15 protein-coding genes are annotated in these 17,703 nt (G+C 42.2%); 8 read left to right on the top strand and 7 right to left on the bottom strand.

Going from position 1 to position 17,703, the window contains the following annotated elements; all coding sequences use genetic code 11:
- Window positions 1-26: 26 nt before the first annotated feature.
- The gene (locus G563_RS36355; RefSeq protein ID WP_051211320.1) at window positions 27-425 is read left to right on the top strand and encodes a DUF4174 domain-containing protein; all 399 of its coding nucleotides are present in this window, start codon (window positions 27-29) and stop codon (window positions 423-425) included.
- On the opposite strand, the gene G563_RS0130820 is transcribed toward G563_RS36355, so the two are convergent.
- From G563_RS0130820 to G563_RS0130800, 5 genes are all read right to left on the bottom strand, one after another.
- Window positions 422-856: a GNAT family N-acetyltransferase gene (locus tag G563_RS0130820; RefSeq protein WP_028668726.1), complete on the bottom strand. Its 435-nt coding sequence runs from the start codon at window positions 854-856 to the stop codon at window positions 422-424. The genes G563_RS36355 and G563_RS0130820 overlap by 4 nt on opposite strands.
- A gap of 10 nt (window positions 857-866) precedes the next feature.
- A complete protein-coding gene (locus G563_RS0130815) occupies window positions 867-1,514 on the bottom strand; it encodes an NAD(P)H-binding protein (RefSeq protein ID WP_028668725.1) in 648 nt (215 codons plus the stop codon).
- Window positions 1,515-1,705: 191 nt separating this feature from the next.
- Window positions 1,706-2,338: an MgtC/SapB family protein gene (locus tag G563_RS0130810; protein ID WP_028668724.1), complete on the bottom strand. Its 633-nt coding sequence runs from the start codon at window positions 2,336-2,338 to the stop codon at window positions 1,706-1,708.
- Window positions 2,339-2,420: 82 nt separating this feature from the next.
- A complete protein-coding gene (locus G563_RS0130805; RefSeq protein ID WP_028668723.1) occupies window positions 2,421-3,710 on the bottom strand; it encodes an aminopeptidase P family protein in 1,290 nt (429 codons plus the stop codon).
- 33 nt (window positions 3,711-3,743) lie between these two features.
- Entirely contained in the window at window positions 3,744-5,129 is a 1,386-nt protein-coding gene (locus G563_RS0130800; protein ID WP_028668722.1) for an aminopeptidase P family protein, read from the bottom strand.
- Window positions 5,130-5,504: 375 nt separating this feature from the next.
- On the opposite strand from G563_RS0130800, the gene G563_RS36350 reads away from it, so the two are divergent.
- The 7 genes from G563_RS36350 (at window position 5,505) to G563_RS36340 (ending at window position 13,236) form a co-directional block, all read left to right on the top strand.
- Complete coding sequence (locus G563_RS36350) at window positions 5,505-6,431, top strand: universal stress protein (protein WP_051211319.1); 927 nt, start codon at window positions 5,505-5,507, stop codon at window positions 6,429-6,431.
- Window positions 6,432-6,531: 100 nt separating this feature from the next.
- Complete coding sequence (locus G563_RS0130790) at window positions 6,532-6,888, top strand: hypothetical protein (protein WP_028668721.1); 357 nt, start codon at window positions 6,532-6,534, stop codon at window positions 6,886-6,888.
- A gap of 89 nt (window positions 6,889-6,977) precedes the next feature.
- Window positions 6,978-8,264, top strand: a complete 1,287-nt coding sequence (locus tag G563_RS36345) for a DUF389 domain-containing protein (RefSeq protein ID WP_051211318.1) — start codon at window positions 6,978-6,980, stop codon at window positions 8,262-8,264.
- 7 nt (window positions 8,265-8,271) lie between these two features.
- On the top strand, window positions 8,272-8,964 hold the full coding sequence (locus tag G563_RS0130780; RefSeq protein ID WP_028668720.1) for a response regulator transcription factor: 693 nt from the start codon (window positions 8,272-8,274) through the stop codon (window positions 8,962-8,964).
- A 3-nt stretch (window positions 8,965-8,967) separates the two neighbouring features.
- Complete coding sequence (locus tag G563_RS0130775) at window positions 8,968-10,347, top strand: sensor histidine kinase (RefSeq protein WP_028668719.1); 1,380 nt, start codon at window positions 8,968-8,970, stop codon at window positions 10,345-10,347.
- A gap of 121 nt (window positions 10,348-10,468) precedes the next feature.
- Window positions 10,469-11,389: a DUF8428 domain-containing protein gene (locus G563_RS0130770; RefSeq protein WP_028668718.1), complete on the top strand. Its 921-nt coding sequence runs from the start codon at window positions 10,469-10,471 to the stop codon at window positions 11,387-11,389.
- 146 nt (window positions 11,390-11,535) lie between these two features.
- The gene (locus tag G563_RS36340; RefSeq protein ID WP_051211316.1) at window positions 11,536-13,236 is read left to right on the top strand and encodes a tetratricopeptide repeat protein; all 1,701 of its coding nucleotides are present in this window, start codon (window positions 11,536-11,538) and stop codon (window positions 13,234-13,236) included.
- Between the two features lie 81 nt (window positions 13,237-13,317).
- Here G563_RS36340 and nhaA read toward each other — a convergent pair whose 3' ends face one another.
- A complete protein-coding gene (gene nhaA, locus G563_RS0130760; protein WP_028668717.1) occupies window positions 13,318-14,472 on the bottom strand; it encodes a Na+/H+ antiporter NhaA in 1,155 nt (384 codons plus the stop codon).
- A gap of 117 nt (window positions 14,473-14,589) precedes the next feature.
- Window positions 14,590-17,700, bottom strand: coding sequence for an efflux RND transporter permease subunit (locus G563_RS0130755; protein ID WP_028668716.1), 3,111 nt, complete (start codon window positions 17,698-17,700; stop codon window positions 14,590-14,592).
- Between the last annotated feature and the right edge of the window lie 3 nt (window positions 17,701-17,703).

The raw sequence follows: 17,703 nt of genomic DNA, 5'->3' as shown, positions 1-17,703 counted from the left end.
TAGTAGCTATATTAATCCAAAATGTCATGATGATTTATCTCGCATGGGCGGCATTACTGCTAGGAGAAACATCTCTTACCGAAAAACTCCAAAATTTGACGTGGAAAAAACGAGTAGTGGTGATTTATAGCCCTCACCGCAACGATGCTGAGTTTCAACTTCAGAAAAAACTGTTTGAAGGTTTTTATAACGATTTTTTGGAACGAGACTTAGTGGTACTCGAATACACCCTAGTCAATCTATCAGTAGAAGATAGGCAGGTTTTAAATCAAAGATTTGAATACAATCCCCGGGGCTTTGGGTGCTGGCTTGTAGGTAAAGACGGTACTATCAAATTAAGTAGCTATGAGCCAGTCAATAGCTCAGTGCTTTTTGGACTGATAGATGCAATGCCTATGCGTCAGGCAGAGAAGAAAAAAAGTTAATCGTACTTTTTTACAAACTTAAAATGCGTAGGTAGCAAGCCTTTACTTTCGTAAAACCGATGCGTGTCCATTCGTTTTTTGTTGGCTGTTACTTCTAAAATTTTGAAATTTTCGCGCTTTGCCACTTCAAAAATTGCCTCTATAAGAAGACTCCCGATGCCTTTGCCACGATAAGCATCCTTGACAAACATCTCCTGAATTTCGCCTACTTTACCGCAGTGATGCAACAGCCACTGAGCATGTATACTTGCATACCCTATACACTCATCCGCGTCGAAAGCCAAGAAATAATGACAATCAGGATTAGCTAGGTTTTGGGCATATATTCTATTAAACTCCTCGAAATCAAAAACTTCCTCCTCTAACTCGCTGATAAATTGATAAATAATGGATACATCGAGTGCTAGCGCGGGTCTAATTGTGAGACTCATACATTTCAGGTCAAAATTCTTGCATCAGGTCTGATTCGTACACAAGTGCTCCTTTTACGTTGCTAGCAGTAATAGAAACCATAGCAGCAGCTACCTTTTCGGCTTCGATGGCTCGGTACTTGATAGGGATAATACCTTGAAAAAATTTGGCTAATGCTTCTCCTATTTTTTCACCAGTACGGCTTTCGGAACGATTACCAAGCAGCAACGACGGTCTGAAAATAAGTACCGCTTCATACCCTAATTTTTTTAAGGCTTCTTCAATATCACCTTTTACCCGATTATAATAAAAAAGCGATTTTGAATTGGCGCCCATTGCCGTCACAATCGCAAATCGTTTGGCACCATTGGTAAGAGCCATTTGGGCTATTTGGTAAGGATAAGTATAATCAACTTTGTAAAAAGCTTCTTTTGAACCTGCTTTTTTCATAGTAGTGCCTAAACAACAAAACACGTCGTCGGCTTTTATGAGCGATATATCTGGTTTGTCAAAATCAAAAACAATACACTCAAGTTTCGAATGGCTGATATTCAATGGCTTACGAACAAGAACTTTGATATGTGTGTATTTTTCGGAAGTCAGTAGTTTTTCTACGACTTTTGCTCCCACCAAACCTGTAGCCCCAATCACTAATGCACTACGTTTTTCGGAGACCATATTTTATTGAATGGTTGTTTTGGTATAATTAATTTATATTTCAGACATATGTCTTCATTTTTATGCTACTTTGATAATAATGTTCTTGGGTAAGATAAATAGAAATTGTTTAATTAAAAAAAATAGGCACTCAACAATTTATTAAACGGTTTTGAAGAATAGATTCAAAAGTTGTTACATCAAGGTGTTGGTTAAAAATCAAACTCTATTACCTCCTTATCATTCAGCAAAATTTTGGTCAATTTTTCATGCTCTCTTTCCGAACCTTGCACAATCCAAGTACCTGTGATTGTATTACCGACTCGGCTTTGTATGCCTCTTTTGGCATCAAGCCCTAAATCCCTAAATAGCATTTCGTAATTTTTGAGTGTTTTTTGCTGGAATTTACATACAATGCGGTAGTTACGAAGTTGATTGCGACGTTTCACTATGTTTTGGATAGGCAACAAAACATACAACACCACCAATACCAATCCAGAAGCTACTAATGCAATATGATAAAACCCTATTCCAACACACATCCCAAGTGCCGCCGTAGCCCAAGCGGTGGCAGCGGTAGTGATCCCTACGACGCGGTTGTTTTCTCGAAAAATAATCCCCCCTCCAATAAAACCGATACCTGTTACGATATTGGCGGCGATTCGTCCGGTATCGTTTCCTAATTTGGTAGAAATAACGGTAAACAGGGTCGCTCCCAACGATATAAGCATCATCGTTCGCAGCCCTGCCGATTTGCTGTGGTATTCGCGCTCCAATCCTATCAATGCCCCCAGCCCAGCCGCAATAAGCAACTTGACTATATCCTCACTTAGAAAGAGTTCCATAGAGTGTACTTAAATCAAATTAAAAGCCAGTAAGTTTCCAAAACACATTTCAGAAACTCGCTGAGTGGTGTCATTTACTTCATTATGGATTCATCCATTGCTCGATTTCATCGGCTTCTATGGGAATATGAGCCATGAGATCGATATTACCACTTTCGGTAATGAGGATATTGTTTTCGAGCCGAATCCCCAGCCCTTCTTGTTTGATATAAATCCCAGGCTCACACGTAAAAACCATACCCGGTGCAAACTTGCGATAGCGGCTGCCGACATCGTGCACATCCAAGCCCAGTAAGTGAGAAGTGCCATGCATAAAATATTTTTTATACGCAGGCCATTCGGGGTCTTGATTTTCGATGTCAGTTTTAATCAACAAACCCAACCCCAACAATTCGCTTTCCATCACTTTGGCCACTTCGGCTTGGTATTCATCCAAGGTATTGCCCGTGGTGAGCATCATTTTAGCGGCTTTCATTACCCGTAAAACAGCCTCATACACCTCTCGTTGGCGCGGGGTAAATCGTCCATTGACAGGAATAGAACGTGTCAAATCGGCGTTATAATTGGCATATTCGGCTGCTACATCCAGTAGCAACACTTCTCCATCTTTACACTGCTTATTGTTTTGAACATAATGAAGCACACAAGCATTGGCTCCCGAAGCAATAATAGGCGTATAAGCGAAGCCTTTTGAGCGTCGTTTGATAAACTCATGCACAAACTCCGCTTCAATCTCATATTCCCACACTTCTGGTTTTGTAAACTTCAGCACCCTCAAAAACCCCTCCCTCGTAATATCAATAGCTTGCTGAATCAACCCAATTTCTGGTGTTTGTTTGGTAGCCCGCAGATAGTAGGTCAAAGGTGCTAAGCGCTGTAGGGTATGTAAGGGGTATTTTTCCTTAAAATCACGGATATAACGCGCATCTCGTGATTGTACCTGCAATTCACCACGGGCGTGCTCATTGGTATTGAGATACACATAGTCGGCTTCAAATACCATTTGGCCAAAAATCGCCTCAAACTGATGAGTCCAATAAATACGCTCTACCCCCGAAATCTTAGTGGCTTGCTCTTTTGATAGTTTTTCGCCTTCCCAAACAGCAATCAATTCGTTGGTTTCACGTAAAAAAAGCACTTCGCGAAAACGCGGGTCAGGATGCTCTGGAAACAAAACAAGGATAGTCTCTTCTTGGTCAATGCCCGACAAATAAAATAAGTCTGAATTTTGCTGAAAGCCCATGGTACCGTCGGCATTGGTAGGCATTACATCATTGGCGTTCAATACTACCAAGCTTTTAGGCTTTAGCAATTTATAAAGTCGTTGGCGGTTTTGTACAAACAGCTCTCTATCAATAATATCGTAACGCATTTTGGTATCACTGTCAATCTAACGGGTGGATTTTTAAGCCCTTAGTGCTTCTATTTCAGCTATGGTCTTCGGAATAGGCGCTCCGATAAGGCGAGCGCCATCGTGGGTAATGAGATAATTGTCTTCAATCCTCACTCCTCCAAAATCAAAGTAGTCTTTCAAGGCATCATAATTTACATACTCCAAAAACTTGCCTTGACTATGCCATTGTTGGATCAACTCAGGAATAAAATAAAGCCCGGGCTCTACCGTAAGTACAAAACCCGCCTCCAGCTCTTTGGCCAAACGTAGGGATTTGAGACCCAATAGCGAGCTACGCGTCATGCCTTCACGGTAGCCGATGAGGTCTTCGCCTAGGTTTTCCATGTCGTGCACATCCAAGCCAATCATGTGTCCTACGCCATGAGGCATAAACAACGCCGGTACGCCAAGTGTAAGCATTTCGTCAATGTCACCTTTTAGCAAACCGAGGTCTTTGAGACCTTCTGCTACAGTGCGCCAAGCTATCAAATGACAATCAAGATACGTTATTCCGGGTCGGAGGGCATCGATTACGTTCAGATTAGCATCTAGTACAATCTGATAAATTTCCTTTTGTTTTTGGGTAAATACACGATCCACAGGCCATGTACGCGTGATATCTCCCGCATAATGTGAAACCGCCTCCGCACCAAAATCTCCTAGTACGAGTTTGCCACTCGTAAGACGATTGCCATGGTAGTGGTTATGGAGTGTTTGACCATTGACCGACAAAATAATGGGATAAGCTAAATCTCCTCCCCCACTCCGTGCCGTACCATGCACTACTCCCACGATTTCGTATTCATATTTACCAGCTTGCGTAGCTTTGATAGCATTGAGGTGCATTTGGGCCGAAATATCAACGGCTTTATCCATTTCTATGATTTCTTCGTCGGTTTTATAAGACCGCTGATTGATCACGGCCATTACAAACTCCTGAGAAACTTTATGCGCGATTTCGCCCAACGCCCAGCCCGTCAACTGATGTAATTTGAAGGTATGCTCGGGACGGTAAGGTGGCAAGTAATGAACTGATTTTCCTATACTTAGGCTTCCTTTGATTTTGGTTTCTAATGCTGACTTGGGCAACACTTGTGTTACTCCCACTTCTAAAGCCTGCGCCAAAAGGGTAGGCTGCGGCCCTGCCCAAATGACATCATCCATCGTAATCTCATCTCCTACAATCCATTCTTCGCCCGATTCTAAGTCAATAATCGCCGCCAACCCTACTTTATCAAGCCCAAAATAATACAAAAAAGTACTATCCTGCCGAAAATGATAGGTATTGTCAGTATAATTCATGCCCGTTTCTTCGTTTCCTAGAAATAGAAGTAGCCCGCCTTGCAGGGAGTTTTTGAGAACAGCACGGCGCTGTATATAAGTTTGAGATGAAAACATACAGTTGGGATTATTTTATTCGGACAATATTAATGATTTATTCAAATAACTCTTATTTAAAAAGTGGTGAATTTCGTAGTTTAAACTTACCTAATCATCAGTATTTTTGTAAACAAACACCAGATAAGTTACTATTTTTCAGATCTTTATAATAAAAACACCGCATCTACCTTCATTGTATTTTATAAAATTCTAATTTTACATTAAGCCCTTATTAAGTTTAGAATAAGTAAATTTGTAGCTATAATGGTCGTATATTTGCATATTCTTTTGGGTATGCGAATAGCTAACGCACTTAGAAGTTGGGGAATTGTTTGTTTTTGCTACGGTCACCGTCCCTGCATAGCATTTTATTTTATTCTAAAAATCAGCACTATGGATACTCTAGCCTTACAAAAAATACTTGTTCCAATCGACTTTAGCGATACCTCGCTCAATGCGCTCCAAACCGCCGTCGCTATGGCTAAACGACACCAAGCGAAATTGGTTTTGGTGCATGTTGTAAGTGTCAATACCGCATTTGTAATGCCCGAAGGAAGCGTCATATTGGATTCGGGACTTGATCAGGTTTTGAAAACGGCCAATCAGCAGTTAGCACAATGGGTAGAGACCCTTATCACAACTCATGGCATAGATGCCCAAGGATTAGTAGAAACAGGCAGTGTCACAGACTCGATTGTACACATGGCCAAGTCTCATCAAGTAGATTTGATTGTGTTAGGTAGTCATGGTGCATCGGGATTGCGGGAGTTTTTTATGGGTTCTACCGCTTATAGTGTTATTCGGAGTGCCTCGTGCCCTGTTTTGACCATTCCGCCTCATCAGCAATGGCTCGATTTCAAAAAGATACTGTTTCCAGTACGGCCTATTGCTGATGCCTTAGAAAAATATGATTTTGCGCGGCGAATCATCCGTAAAAACAACGCGAAGCTTATTGTTATGGGTGTATTAGAACGTCTTGGGAATCATACTTTTGAAGCCCTCAATGACGAAGCAGCTAAACTCATCAAAATCATTGAAGAAGATGGCGTAATCGTAGAAACACAGTTTCATTTTTCGGATACATTGGCCGAAACTATTCTAGAAAAAGCCAATGAGTTAGAAGTAGATTTACTAGTAGTAACGGCTTCTCTTGATTACCAAATCAAAGAACTTTTCATTGGGCCTTTTGCCCAGCAAATCGTCAATCATGCCAAAGTCCCAGTGCTTTCTATCAGACCTCACCCCAGCCAGCAAGAAGGTACACAGACAAAACATGAGCCGAATATTTTCCCCAATCCTTATTTGACAATACCCTTTTAAGGTTGTTTTTTAAAAATTTCTTATTCATTTAGATTGGTAGCTGCTCCATTCCTATTTTGCTTAGGTAACACAGCTACGAATCATAAACTTTTTTTTAATCATGGACAAAGATTCTTATATACCCAAAGTAGTAGAGTGGGTAAAACGTAAAGGTTACGAACAAATAAAAGCCAACTTAGAGGGATTCGAAGTACCCATTGCTTACGAACGTCAAAATGATGACGAACGCTTCATACCAGATGTGACAGCAAAATTGCTTTATGAAAAATCTTATTTTGAGGTAGTTCTTAAAACCGACAACCCCGACAGAGTAGTTTCAAAACTCCGGCTACTGAGCATGTTGGCTAGTCAAAAAGGTGGACGACTGTTTATGATGGCCCCTTCTGGCCATCTCAATTTTGCCAAAGAGCTAGCCCTCAAGCATTCTATCAGCGGTGAGGTTGTGAAAATCGCCTAGTCAGTCGTATAAGACAATTTGCCTGTGCCTCGACATTTGGTCAAATTGTCTTATTTTTTCTATTCGTTTTTATCGTTTGAGTATAGTCTATGAAGAATTTTATTCAAACCCAATTCCACTCCCTTTTTCATCTTTTTGATACTACCGATGCCCCCAAAACCATCCGTGAGATTTCGGGTGGAATCTCCATGAGGGGCTACAATTTATGGATTCTTATTTGTTCAGCCATGCTGGCCTCCATTGGCCTTGATACCAACTCCACGGCGGTCATTATTGGGGCGATGTTGATTTCCCCTCTTATGTCTCCTATTTTAGGAGTAGGGTTAGGATTGGCGATCAATGACCAAGACATATTACTGCGGTCGCTCCGCAATCTTACCATCGCGACAGTGGCTAGCTTGGCTACCAGTACGGTGTATTTTTGGGTATCACCATTGAGCGAACCCACTGCTGAAGAGCTCGCCCGTACCCAACCCAACCTGCTAGATGTAATGGTCGCCTTATTTGGAGGCGTAGCGGGTATAGTGGCAGGTTCTCGTTCCGAAAAAACCAACGCGATTCCGGGTGTAGCTATTGCTACGGCCTTGATGCCACCCGTATGTACAGCAGGATTTGGACTGGCGCATGGCGATTGGCGCATCTTCGGTGGCGCTTTTTACCTTTTTGCTATCAATGCCGTCTTTATTAGTCTGGCTACATTTGCCGTGGCAAAGTACTTACGATTTCCCCTCAAAGAGTATGTAAATGATACGGTTCGTAAACGAGTTCGCAATTTTATCTATGGTGCTTTGGTTGTGACGCTTATCCCAAGTATTTACTTTTTGTACACCGTTTATAAAAACAATCGTGAGAAAAAAATCATCGAAACTCAAGTAGTCAATGAAATCACAAAACGAGGCAATGAAGTATTGAAATGGGAGATTCATCGCGAACTAGCCCCCCGCCAAGTCAAGATTTATTATTCGGGCGAACAGCTAGAAGAGCCTCAAATGGAGGAGTTTAATAAAAGTCTGCGACTCAACAACATCCCTGACTACGAAATTCGACTATTTAGGATGAACCTGAGTCGCGAAGAAATCTCCGAAATGAGCAATGAAGCCGTTCAAAACCTCCTCAAAACACTGAATGTAAACCAAAGACCCGATTCGACTAATCGCACGCAAACTAATATTTTGAAAGAAATTCAAGCCCTTTATCCCCAAGTCAAACAAATAGGTTTTGGAGAAGTGGTTTTTATAGGCCCCAAAACCGACACTATATCCCAAGTACTATTGGAAGTAGAGAAGCGTCCTCTTCCTACCGCCGACCTTAACCGGCTCAACAATTATCTAAAAATACGTTTAAAAAAAGACACTTTGTTGTTAAGAAATCTCTAAACACACCATGGAGACTTCCACCAAATTACTTTTTGTAGAAGATGACAAACGCATCTCCGATGCTACCACCAATGGCCTCCAAAAACATGGTTTTGTGGTCGAGCCAGCCTACGATGGTTTTGTAGGGGCTCGCCTTGCCACTACTTATAGTTATGACCTCATCATTTTGGACATCAACCTGCCACTCATGAATGGCTTTGAGGTATGTAAGGCCATAAGACAGCACGGAGTCGCTACGCCGATTTTGATGCTTACGGCCTTGGGCGAAATCGACGACCGCGTCAAAGGACTTGATTTTGGAGCAGACGATTATTTGGTCAAACCTTTCGATTTTAGGGAATTAGTAGCTCGTATCCACGCCTTGTTGAGACGTACCAATGCCACACATGAGCAAGCTTCGGAGATACTGAGAGAGGCCAACTTAGAGATGAATCTGGTCAACAAGACCGTGAGACGGGACAATCAGCTCATCGACCTTACGGCGCGTGAGTTTGAGCTGCTAGAGTTTTTGCTGCGAAACAAAGGTCGCGTACTTTCAAAAATGGACATCATCGAACACGTATGGGAGCTTAATTTTGACACCAATACCAACGTCATAGAAGTATTTATCAATTATTTACGAAAAAAGATAGACCGAAATTTTGAGCCTAAATTGATTCATACCAAAACAGGGCTGGGGTACTATCTAAAAGCCGACTAGCTTATGCAAATACGGTACAAAATAGCCTTACAATTTACCTTGATAGTACTGGCCATTTTGTTGGTATTTTCGGCTATTGTGTACTTTAGGGCAGAAAATCAACGCCGCACCAATTTTTATGACCGCCTTGCTCGCCGCGCCAAAACTACCGCTCGCTTACTAGTTGATGTCAAAGAATTTAACACTACGCTCCTCAAGCTCATCGACCGAAACTCTTCGTCTCGGCTACCCGCCGAAGAAATATTCATCTATGATTATCGGAATTTGTTGCTCTACTCCAACGTCGAGAAGGTGTCTCCTTATGTCAATCAACAACTCATCAACAATAGCCGCCTCCGACGAGAAATAAGGTTTTTGTACGAAGAAAGAGCCGTGATTGGTCTCGTATTTGAAGGAAGATACGACCGCTTTGTAGTCATTGCATCGGGAATCGACAAAAACGGACAACTCCAGCTTCAGGAGTTGGTGATTACCCTTCTATTTGCTTTTTTGGGAGGTATTGCTGTCACTATCGCCTTGTCTTTATTTTTTGCTAATCAAGCGTTACGTCCTATCCATACTATCAATCAGGAAGTAGGCGAAATCACCGCTCGCAATCTCCGCAAACGCATCAATGAAGGCAACGGTAAAGATGAAATAGCGCAGCTAGCTACCAATTTTAATCTCATGCTAGAAAGGCTCGAACTTGCTTTTCAGCAGCAAAAGCAATTTGTTTCTCAAGCGTCCCATGAACTTCGTACGCCCCTTTCTGCCCTCAAAACCGAAATACAAGTGGGATTGTCGATGCTTCACTCTTTAGAAGACCATAATCATATTTTACAAAATCTCCTCAAAGATACCGACCGCCTCATCCAACTCTCCAATAGCCTGCTCCAACTGGCCAGAATTCATGAAACGCCCGACCAACTTCCCTTCGATGAAGTGCGGATGGAAGAAGTACTACTGAATGCACAGCAGGAGGTACTTTCTGTACACACCGATTATCATATCAATTTTGATTTTGATCAGATTCCTGAAGAAGATTACTTCACACTTGTAAAAGGCAATGAAACGCTCTTAAAAAATGTATTTGTAAATCTATTAGAAAATGCCTGCAAATATACCCCCACCCACCAAGCCACGCTTCGCTTAGGGTTTGATGAGCAGTATTGCATCATAAGGGTGATTGACCAAGGAATTGGGATTGCTAAAGTAGATTTGCCTCATATTTTTCAGCCTTTTTATCGCTCCAAAAACGCTATTGATTATCAGGGTTTTGGGGTGGGGCTGTCGATAGTGCAGCGTATTATAGACCTTCATGAGGGCAGTATCGAAGTACAAAGCAAACAACACCTCGGAACATCGTTTGTGGTTAAAATCAGGCACTTAGACCCTCAAAGCTAGGACGTTGTAACTCCATTTTTTGTCTTCTAAGAAAATTCTAATGTGTCGTTAAGGTGTTCTTAAGTTTTGGGTAAAACCTTTGTATCATCAAAATGAAAGTTCCACCCAAAAACACAAGACTATGGAATGGACTGCTCAAAACTCAAAACTCATCGCTGGCGTACTGGCTTTGTTGCTCACCGGCAGCGTAATAGGAGGCATTTATTTTTGGGATAAAACAGGAGACTTGGCCAAAGAAAATGACAAAACAACGCTTAAGGCAGATTCGCTGTTGTCGGTCAAGCTCAATCTCGAACGCGATATTCATAACCTCAGTCAAGAACTTACCTCTGCTAATACTGATAAAGAATCGCTCCATCAAAGACTCAATTCAACCCAAAAACTCCTTTCTCAAAAGAACCAAATTCTGACCCGTCTTCAAAAAGAGAGTAAAATACAACAAGAAGATGTATCTGAACTCAACAACCAAGTAGCAGAGCTGACACAGCTCAAAAACGACTTGAAGGCAGAGATTGAGACTTATCAAAACGAAAAGAATAAATGGGTTTCCGAAAACAATTCTCTAAAAAAATCAAATGAAGGTCTTCAAACGCAAGTCAATGACCTTACTACTCAGCTTGGTGGCATGGTCTCAAAAGACCTCATTACGGCCAATAACTTTAGGGTGGATGTACTGAAAAACAACAACAAAGTAACCGCTAAAGCCAAAAAGGCCAATACCATTCTGGTATCGTTGACCCTGCCCAAAGCACTCTCAGAAGAAGGCTCTCAACAAGTCTATTTGAGCCTCACCGATTTAGAAAATCGCCCGCTGAGTGGGGCTATCCAAAATGTAAACGTAAAAAACAATGAATCTACCCTCGAAGTACCTGTTCATGTAGTTCAATCGGCGGATTTTGGCCGTAATCCTCAAAAGATTGTTTTTGAATTTGAGCCTTCTACCAAAGTACCCGACGGCACTTACAAAGCGAATGTGTATACCACCAATGCCTACTTAGGCTCCGTCGAGTTTCATTTAAGAGATAGCTTTCTGTTTTTCTAAAATATTTCATCCAAATCGTAGTTACTAACCCCCCAAATCGTAGTTACCCGTTAATTCCACACCGTTATTATTTGCTCTCCACACCTTTTCTATTACTTGATTTGCCCGCCTTACATCTTTTTCGTTAACCTAAAACAACCACACGCATGAAAAAGATTTTTCGCCCCCTAACGGTCAGTCTGTTATGTCTGACCTTAGGAATTCGATCCCTGCAAGCCCAAGATATTCAAAGTGCTATCCAATGGCTCGATAGAAATCAACCCAATAAAGCAATACAAACGTTACAGGATATTCACCAAATCCAACCTACGCGTCAGACGTACTTTTATAGCGGCTATTTAGCTATCCGCACCAATCGCCTCTCCGAAGCTCAACAATACTTTGAAAAAGGAACAGCGCTCGACGAAAAACGCCACCCTCTTAATAAAACGGGCTTAGGAATTGTAGCTTTTTTAGAAGGACGTACCGCCGACGCTGACCAAATTTTGGGAGAAGCTTTAAAAGCTAGCAAAAGTAAAGACCCCGAAATCCTTTGGCGAATCGGAGAAGCCTATACTGGGTATGCGCAAGTAATCAACGATGTAGATACGCCCCTTTATCCACATCACAATGCTCAAAAAGCCATTGAGTATCTTGAGCAAGCCCTAAAACGCGATAAGAAAAATGGAGGTATTTGGCTTACCCTAGGCGACGCGCGAGCCTTGGCTACTCCTACCAACGGTGGCCCTGCCGTAACCGCCTACGAATATGCGATGGAATACCTTCCTAATCGCAGTCTTCCAAATCACCGTATTGGAAATATATACTGGGCAGGCAAAAGCTACAACCTCGCTTCCGATTACTACAAAGCAGCCCTCGGAGCCGATTCACTCTACGCTCCTTCCTATTTGCAGTTGGCCGAACTAAGCTTCCAAACCAATAAATTCAAGGATGCCGCTGCCAATATGGACAGATATTTGTGGCTAGTCGAAACGCCTACGGCCGAACTTCGCTATCGTTCAGCACAGTTTGATTATCTAGCTCGCCAATACTCACGAGCCGTCGAAAAACTAGAACAAGTCAAAAATGAGGTAGAAACACCCGTCAAATATCGTTTATTGGGGAGGTCATATTTTAGTCTAAAAGACTATGATAAATCTATCCAAAACCTAGAAACTTTTCTAGAAAAAGCGCCCGACAAAGCCGAAGGACTTGAATATAAACTACTTGGCAGAGCTTATCAAAACACTACCGATACTACCATTGCCAAAGATTCGATAGCGGTGTTTTATTTGGCCAAAGCTGCAAAAACCGACACTACCGAGAATCTCTACAGCGAAATTGCCGAAATGAGCTACCGCCTCAAAAACTACAAAGATGTAGTAAAATACGTGGAAGCTGGCGAAAAACGTTTCAACAAATCGTCAGTGAAAGATAAATTTTGGCTTGCTATGGCGGCTTACAAAATGGGCCCCAACGACTCTACCATGTATCTCAAAGCAGATTCGGCTTTTGCCGCCGTACAGGAAAGTAGCCCCGACCACCTTCCTACTATTTTGTACCGAGCCAAGTCCAATTACTATGGCTACGCGGGTCAAGATACCACATTTGCGAAGTCGGTTCCGTTTTATGAGCGTTTTGTAGAATTGGCCTACACCAAAAAAGAAGAAAAGAAGTTTAAGTATGACATGAAAATCGCCCTTAAATTCTTGTATTCTTACTATACCGCCATCGAAAACGACCCTGCCAAAGCCTTAGAGTTTGCCCAAAAAGGGAAAGAACTTGACCCCGCCGACAAAGATTTTAATGATATGATAGCTCAACTTGACAAGCGAGCCCCCGACTCAGCTAGTCCTAAACCCCAATAATCTGATTGTTTTCGTGGCTGTATGTTGACTCATTGGCTACTACTTCTGGTAGTAGTCAATTTTTTTATATCCTAAGGTTTGTCAAAACTCCCTTACAGGCTCATGCCCTTCTTTAAAGGTTTTTAATACCAGAAACCCAATCAGCCCCGCAGTCAACGACGAAAGCAATATCACAAGTTTTGCATTGTTGACAATAACCTCATTCTCAAACGCAAGCAAGGTTATAAAAATAGACATTGTGAAGCCAATACCCGCTAAAAAACCTACTCCTACTATTGCTCTCCAGTTGAGCTCCACAGGGAGCTTACACCATCCCAATGATACCGCCAAATAACTCAATGCAAAAACCCCCAAAGGCTTTCCTACTATCAGCCCCATCGCAATTCCCAAAGAATAGTTTTGAGTGAGTATGTCGCCCAAGTTTCCGTTTACGGTGATGGCGGTATTGGCCAAAGCAAAAATGGGTAAAATAATAAAAGCGACCGGTTTGTGAAGAAAATGCTGCAAGATGTAAGAAGTTGATTTTTGGTCTCCATTGCCAAAGGGAATGGCAAAAGCCAACAATACTCCTGTAATGGTAGCATGAACCCCCGAATGTAGCATAAAATACCACATCCCTATTCCTCCTACTAAGTATGGGATAAGATTCCGGACCCTCAAACGATTGAGAACTAAGAGAACTCCAAAAATACCTATCGCAATCAGGAGGTTGCTCCAATATAACGTTTTGGTATAAAATATAGCAATAATCAAAATAGCTCCTAAATCATCAATCACGGCCAATGCCGTCAAAAACACTTTTAGAGAAAGGGGGATCCTATTACCCAACAAAGATAAAATACCTAATGCAAATGCAATGTCCGTTGCCATTGGAATACCGGCACCCGATTGGGTGTCGCTTCCCCAATTGAATCCTAAAAAAATACTAGCGGGAACTATAATACCACCTATTGCGCCAAACATCGGCAACAAAGCATCTTTGACATTCGAAAGCTCTCCTTCATAAACTTCCCTTTCTAACTCAAGACCTATCAATAAAAAGAAAATAGCCATCAATCCATCATTCACCCAATGGACAAGGCTATGCCCGCCCCATTGAATATGCAAAAAGTGATTAAAATCGTTGGCTAATGGTGAATTAGAGACTAAAAGTGAGACAATTGTACAAGCAATAAGAGTTAGTCCTCCTGTTTTTTCGCTTTCAAAAAACTCTTTAAAGAGTTGAGTTATTTTCATATTTACGGAGATTTATGATTCTTTTATCGCAAAACTGACCAAATCAGCCTTAAAATACCAAGATTTGCCAACTATCTGGTAAATCTTGGTAAACAAACAACTTTTAAAGTAACTATCTTACTCTAAATCCCTCATTGTGTGAACGTTGTGACGATAGAAGAAACGATAAATAATCGGGAAGATAAGCAACGTCAATACCGTAGCGGTAATCAACCCTCCAATCACCACAATCGCCAGAGGTTTTTGGGTTTCGGAGCCGATACCCGTCGAAACAGCCGCAGGTAATAGTCCAATCGCCGCCATCATAGCCGTCATTACTACGGGTCTAATCCGAGATTTTACGCCTTCTCGTATGGCACTGTCGAGAGACATTCGGGAGGCTAGGTTTTTGTTGAACACCGAAATCAGAATGACCCCATTTTGAACACAAATCCCAAACAAGGCAATGAAACCTACCCCTGCCGAAATCCCAAAATTCATATGGGTAAAATGCAAGGCCAAGATACCTCCTATCAATGCAAAGGGCACATTGATGAGAACCAACCCGGCATCTTTGGCATTGCCGAAAGTGATAAAAAGCAACACAAAAATGGCCGCAAGGCTAATCGGCACTACTTGACCAAGACGCTCGGTAGCACGCACTTGGTTTTCAAACTCTCCCGTCCAATCAATCGAATAGCCTTTTGGCAATGTCTTTAAGATAGGTTCTACTTTTTTCTGCGCTTCGGCGATGGTACTTCCCAAATCGCGCTCCCGCACCGAAAATTTCACCCCAATAAATCGTTTGTTGTTGTCGCGGTACACAAAAGCCGGTCCCGTCACCTTGCGTAGCGTAGCGATTTCTTTGAGCGGGATTTTACTTCCTTTCAAAGTAGGCACCATCAGCATCAAAATATCGTCTTCATTGCGGCGGTATTGCTCTTGATAACGTAGCCTAATATCAAACTTGCGCTCTCCTTCGTAGAGAATAGAGGCCGTTTTTCCGCCAATCGCCATCTCAATCACCGCTTGGGCATCAGCAATGCTTACGCCATAAAGCGCCATTTTGTGGTCATGCAAGATGACACTCATTTCGGGCTGCCCCGTATTTCTTAAAATCCCCGCATCTTTTACACCCGGTACTACCTTGATTTCCTCCAACACTTGGTCGGCCAAGGCATCTAGTTTATCAAGGTCTTCGCCGTAGATTTTGATGGCATTGGAGGCTTTTATTCCCGCAGCTGCTTCGGCTACGTTGTCAATGATAGGCTGCGAATAATTATAGGTAATTCCCTGAAATTGAGACAAATCATAATCCAGTTCACCAATAATATCATCTACGGATTTGCCGTTGAGTTCTTCCTTGGGTTTAAGATCTACCTGAAATTGCAAGAAGTTAAAGCCATTGGGATCGGTACCGTCGTTTGACCTACCTTCTTGCGAAAGTACCTGTTTTACTTCTTGATGATTATTGATTTTTTGTCTAATAATCCGGGCAATCTTCACACTTTCGTTTTGAGAATAACTCATCGGCAACTCTGCCGTAATCCACAAAGAGCCTTCGTTGAGCTGTGGCAAAAACTCAGTTCCGAGCAATTTGGCCGAAAACAAAGTAGTTCCTAAAAACACTAATGAGGCAAAAACGCTTATTTTCTTGTGCTTATAACAAAACTCAAAGCCACGACTTACCCAAGTATCAAAAAATCGAACGATAGGATTTGACTTTTCTCTTACGTTTTTTCGTAATAAAAACGAGCAAAGCACCGGTACCAAAGTGAGCGTGTACAACAACGCCCCTAGTAAGGCAAAGCCTAAAGTAAAAGCCAAAGGACTAAACATTTTGCCTTCGACTTTCTGAAAACTAAAGATGGGCAGCAATGCCGTAATAATGATAAGTTTTGAAAAAAAGACGGCCTTACCAAGCTCTCCACCCGTTTTTTTGATAAGACCTAATTTGGCCAATTTGTTAAACTTATCCATGCCTTTTTTGTGGACAAGGTGGTCGAGTGTCACAAATATCCCCTCTACCATCACCACCGCACCGTCAATGATAATCCCAAAATCGACGGCTCCCATAGAGAGCAGATTGGCCGACATGCCCCTCATACGCAAGCACATAAAAGCAAACAACAACGCCAAAGGAATCACAATAGACACAATGAGCGTGGTGCGCCAATCGGCCATAAACAAAAATACAATGACCGTCACGAACAAAATCCCTTCAAAAAGATTGTGTAAGACTGTTTTGGTACAAAAATCAATCAAATTGTCGCGGTCATAGAAAGTCACCATTTTTACATCTGGTGGCAATATTTTGGTATTTAGCTCCTCGATTTTGGCTTTGACTCGCCCCAATACTTCACTGGGATTTTCGCCTTTACGCTGCACTACGATACCTTCTACTACGTCGTCGTTTTGGTCAAGGCCTACTTGCCCTACCCTTGGCAGGTTAGATTCTTTTACGTCCGCTACATTTCTGACCAAAATAGGGTTATCGTTGACGTACTGTACGATGATGTTTTCGATGTCGGCAATAGAATTGAGCAATCCTATTCCCCGCACTACATACGCCTGTCCATTCTTTTCGATTACATCTCCACCCACATTCACGTTGCTTTTGGTCACCGCTTCATATACTTCTAAGGGCGCAATACCATATTTGGCAAGTTGCGTAGGGTTGACCTGAATTTCGTAGATTTTCTCTCTTCCGCCAAACGCCACCACATCTGCCACGCCCGGCACGCTTCTTAATTGTCTATCAATCACCCAATTGTGCAAAGTCAGTAGCTCTCTACTGTCGCGGTCTTTGCTTTCAAGCGTAAATCTGAAGATTTCGCCCGTGGGGCCGTATGGAGGCTGCACATCCGGCTCCACTCCGTCGGGCAATGATACCGTTCGGAGTTGGTTGTTGACTTGTTGTCGCGCAAAAAAATCTTCTACATCATCCTCAAAAATGATTTTGATAATACTCAACCCAAACATCGTAACGCTCCGTACATTGGTTTTGCGCTGTACGGAGTTCATGGCTACTTCGATAGGTACTGTCACAAAACGCTCTATTTCTTCGGCACTACGTCCGTTCCATTCCGTAACTACGATGATTTGGGTATTGGTCACGTCGGGAAACGCCTCCAAAGGAGTGTTGAGATAGCTCACCACTCCCGAAATCACCAAAACGCCCGTCATGAAGAAAACAAAGAATCGGTTTTTGAGTGAAAAACCTACTATTCCTCTAATAAATTTGTTCATAAG

This window comes from Runella zeae DSM 19591, from assembly GCF_000423565.1.
Taxonomy (GTDB): Bacteria; Bacteroidota; Bacteroidia; order Cytophagales; family Spirosomataceae; genus Runella; species Runella zeae.
Note: the sequence above shows the minus strand (reverse complement) of the source record. Positions and strands in the feature narration are given on the sequence as shown.

What these genes read in the sequence shown, in the direction of transcription:
- G563_RS0130800 (WP_028668722.1), bottom strand. Translation starts at nt 5,129, where the DNA reads ATGTTTTCATCTCAAACTTATATACAGCGCCGTGCTGTTCTCAAAAAC.
- G563_RS0130775 (WP_028668719.1), top strand. Translation starts at nt 8,968, where the DNA reads ATGCAAATACGGTACAAAATAGCCTTACAATTTACCTTGATAGTACTG.
- G563_RS36355 (WP_051211320.1), top strand. Translation starts at nt 27, where the DNA reads ATGATGATTTATCTCGCATGGGCGGCATTACTGCTAGGAGAAACATCT.
- G563_RS0130820 (WP_028668726.1), bottom strand. Translation starts at nt 856, where the DNA reads ATGAGTCTCACAATTAGACCCGCGCTAGCACTCGATGTATCCATTATT.
- nhaA (WP_028668717.1), bottom strand. Translation starts at nt 14,472, where the DNA reads ATGAAAATAACTCAACTCTTTAAAGAGTTTTTTGAAAGCGAAAAAACA.
- G563_RS0130770 (WP_028668718.1), top strand. Translation starts at nt 10,469, where the DNA reads ATGGAATGGACTGCTCAAAACTCAAAACTCATCGCTGGCGTACTGGCT.
- G563_RS0130810 (WP_028668724.1), bottom strand. Translation starts at nt 2,338, where the DNA reads ATGGAACTCTTTCTAAGTGAGGATATAGTCAAGTTGCTTATTGCGGCT.
- G563_RS0130805 (WP_028668723.1), bottom strand. Translation starts at nt 3,710, where the DNA reads ATGCGTTACGATATTATTGATAGAGAGCTGTTTGTACAAAACCGCCAA.
- G563_RS0130780 (WP_028668720.1), top strand. Translation starts at nt 8,272, where the DNA reads ATGGAGACTTCCACCAAATTACTTTTTGTAGAAGATGACAAACGCATC.
- G563_RS36340 (WP_051211316.1), top strand. Translation starts at nt 11,536, where the DNA reads ATGAAAAAGATTTTTCGCCCCCTAACGGTCAGTCTGTTATGTCTGACC.
- G563_RS36350 (WP_051211319.1), top strand. Translation starts at nt 5,505, where the DNA reads ATGGATACTCTAGCCTTACAAAAAATACTTGTTCCAATCGACTTTAGC.
- G563_RS0130815 (WP_028668725.1), bottom strand. Translation starts at nt 1,514, where the DNA reads ATGGTCTCCGAAAAACGTAGTGCATTAGTGATTGGGGCTACAGGTTTG.
- G563_RS0130755 (WP_028668716.1), bottom strand. Translation starts at nt 17,700, where the DNA reads ATGAACAAATTTATTAGAGGAATAGTAGGTTTTTCACTCAAAAACCGA.
- G563_RS36345 (WP_051211318.1), top strand. Translation starts at nt 6,978, where the DNA reads ATGAAGAATTTTATTCAAACCCAATTCCACTCCCTTTTTCATCTTTTT.
- G563_RS0130790 (WP_028668721.1), top strand. Translation starts at nt 6,532, where the DNA reads ATGGACAAAGATTCTTATATACCCAAAGTAGTAGAGTGGGTAAAACGT.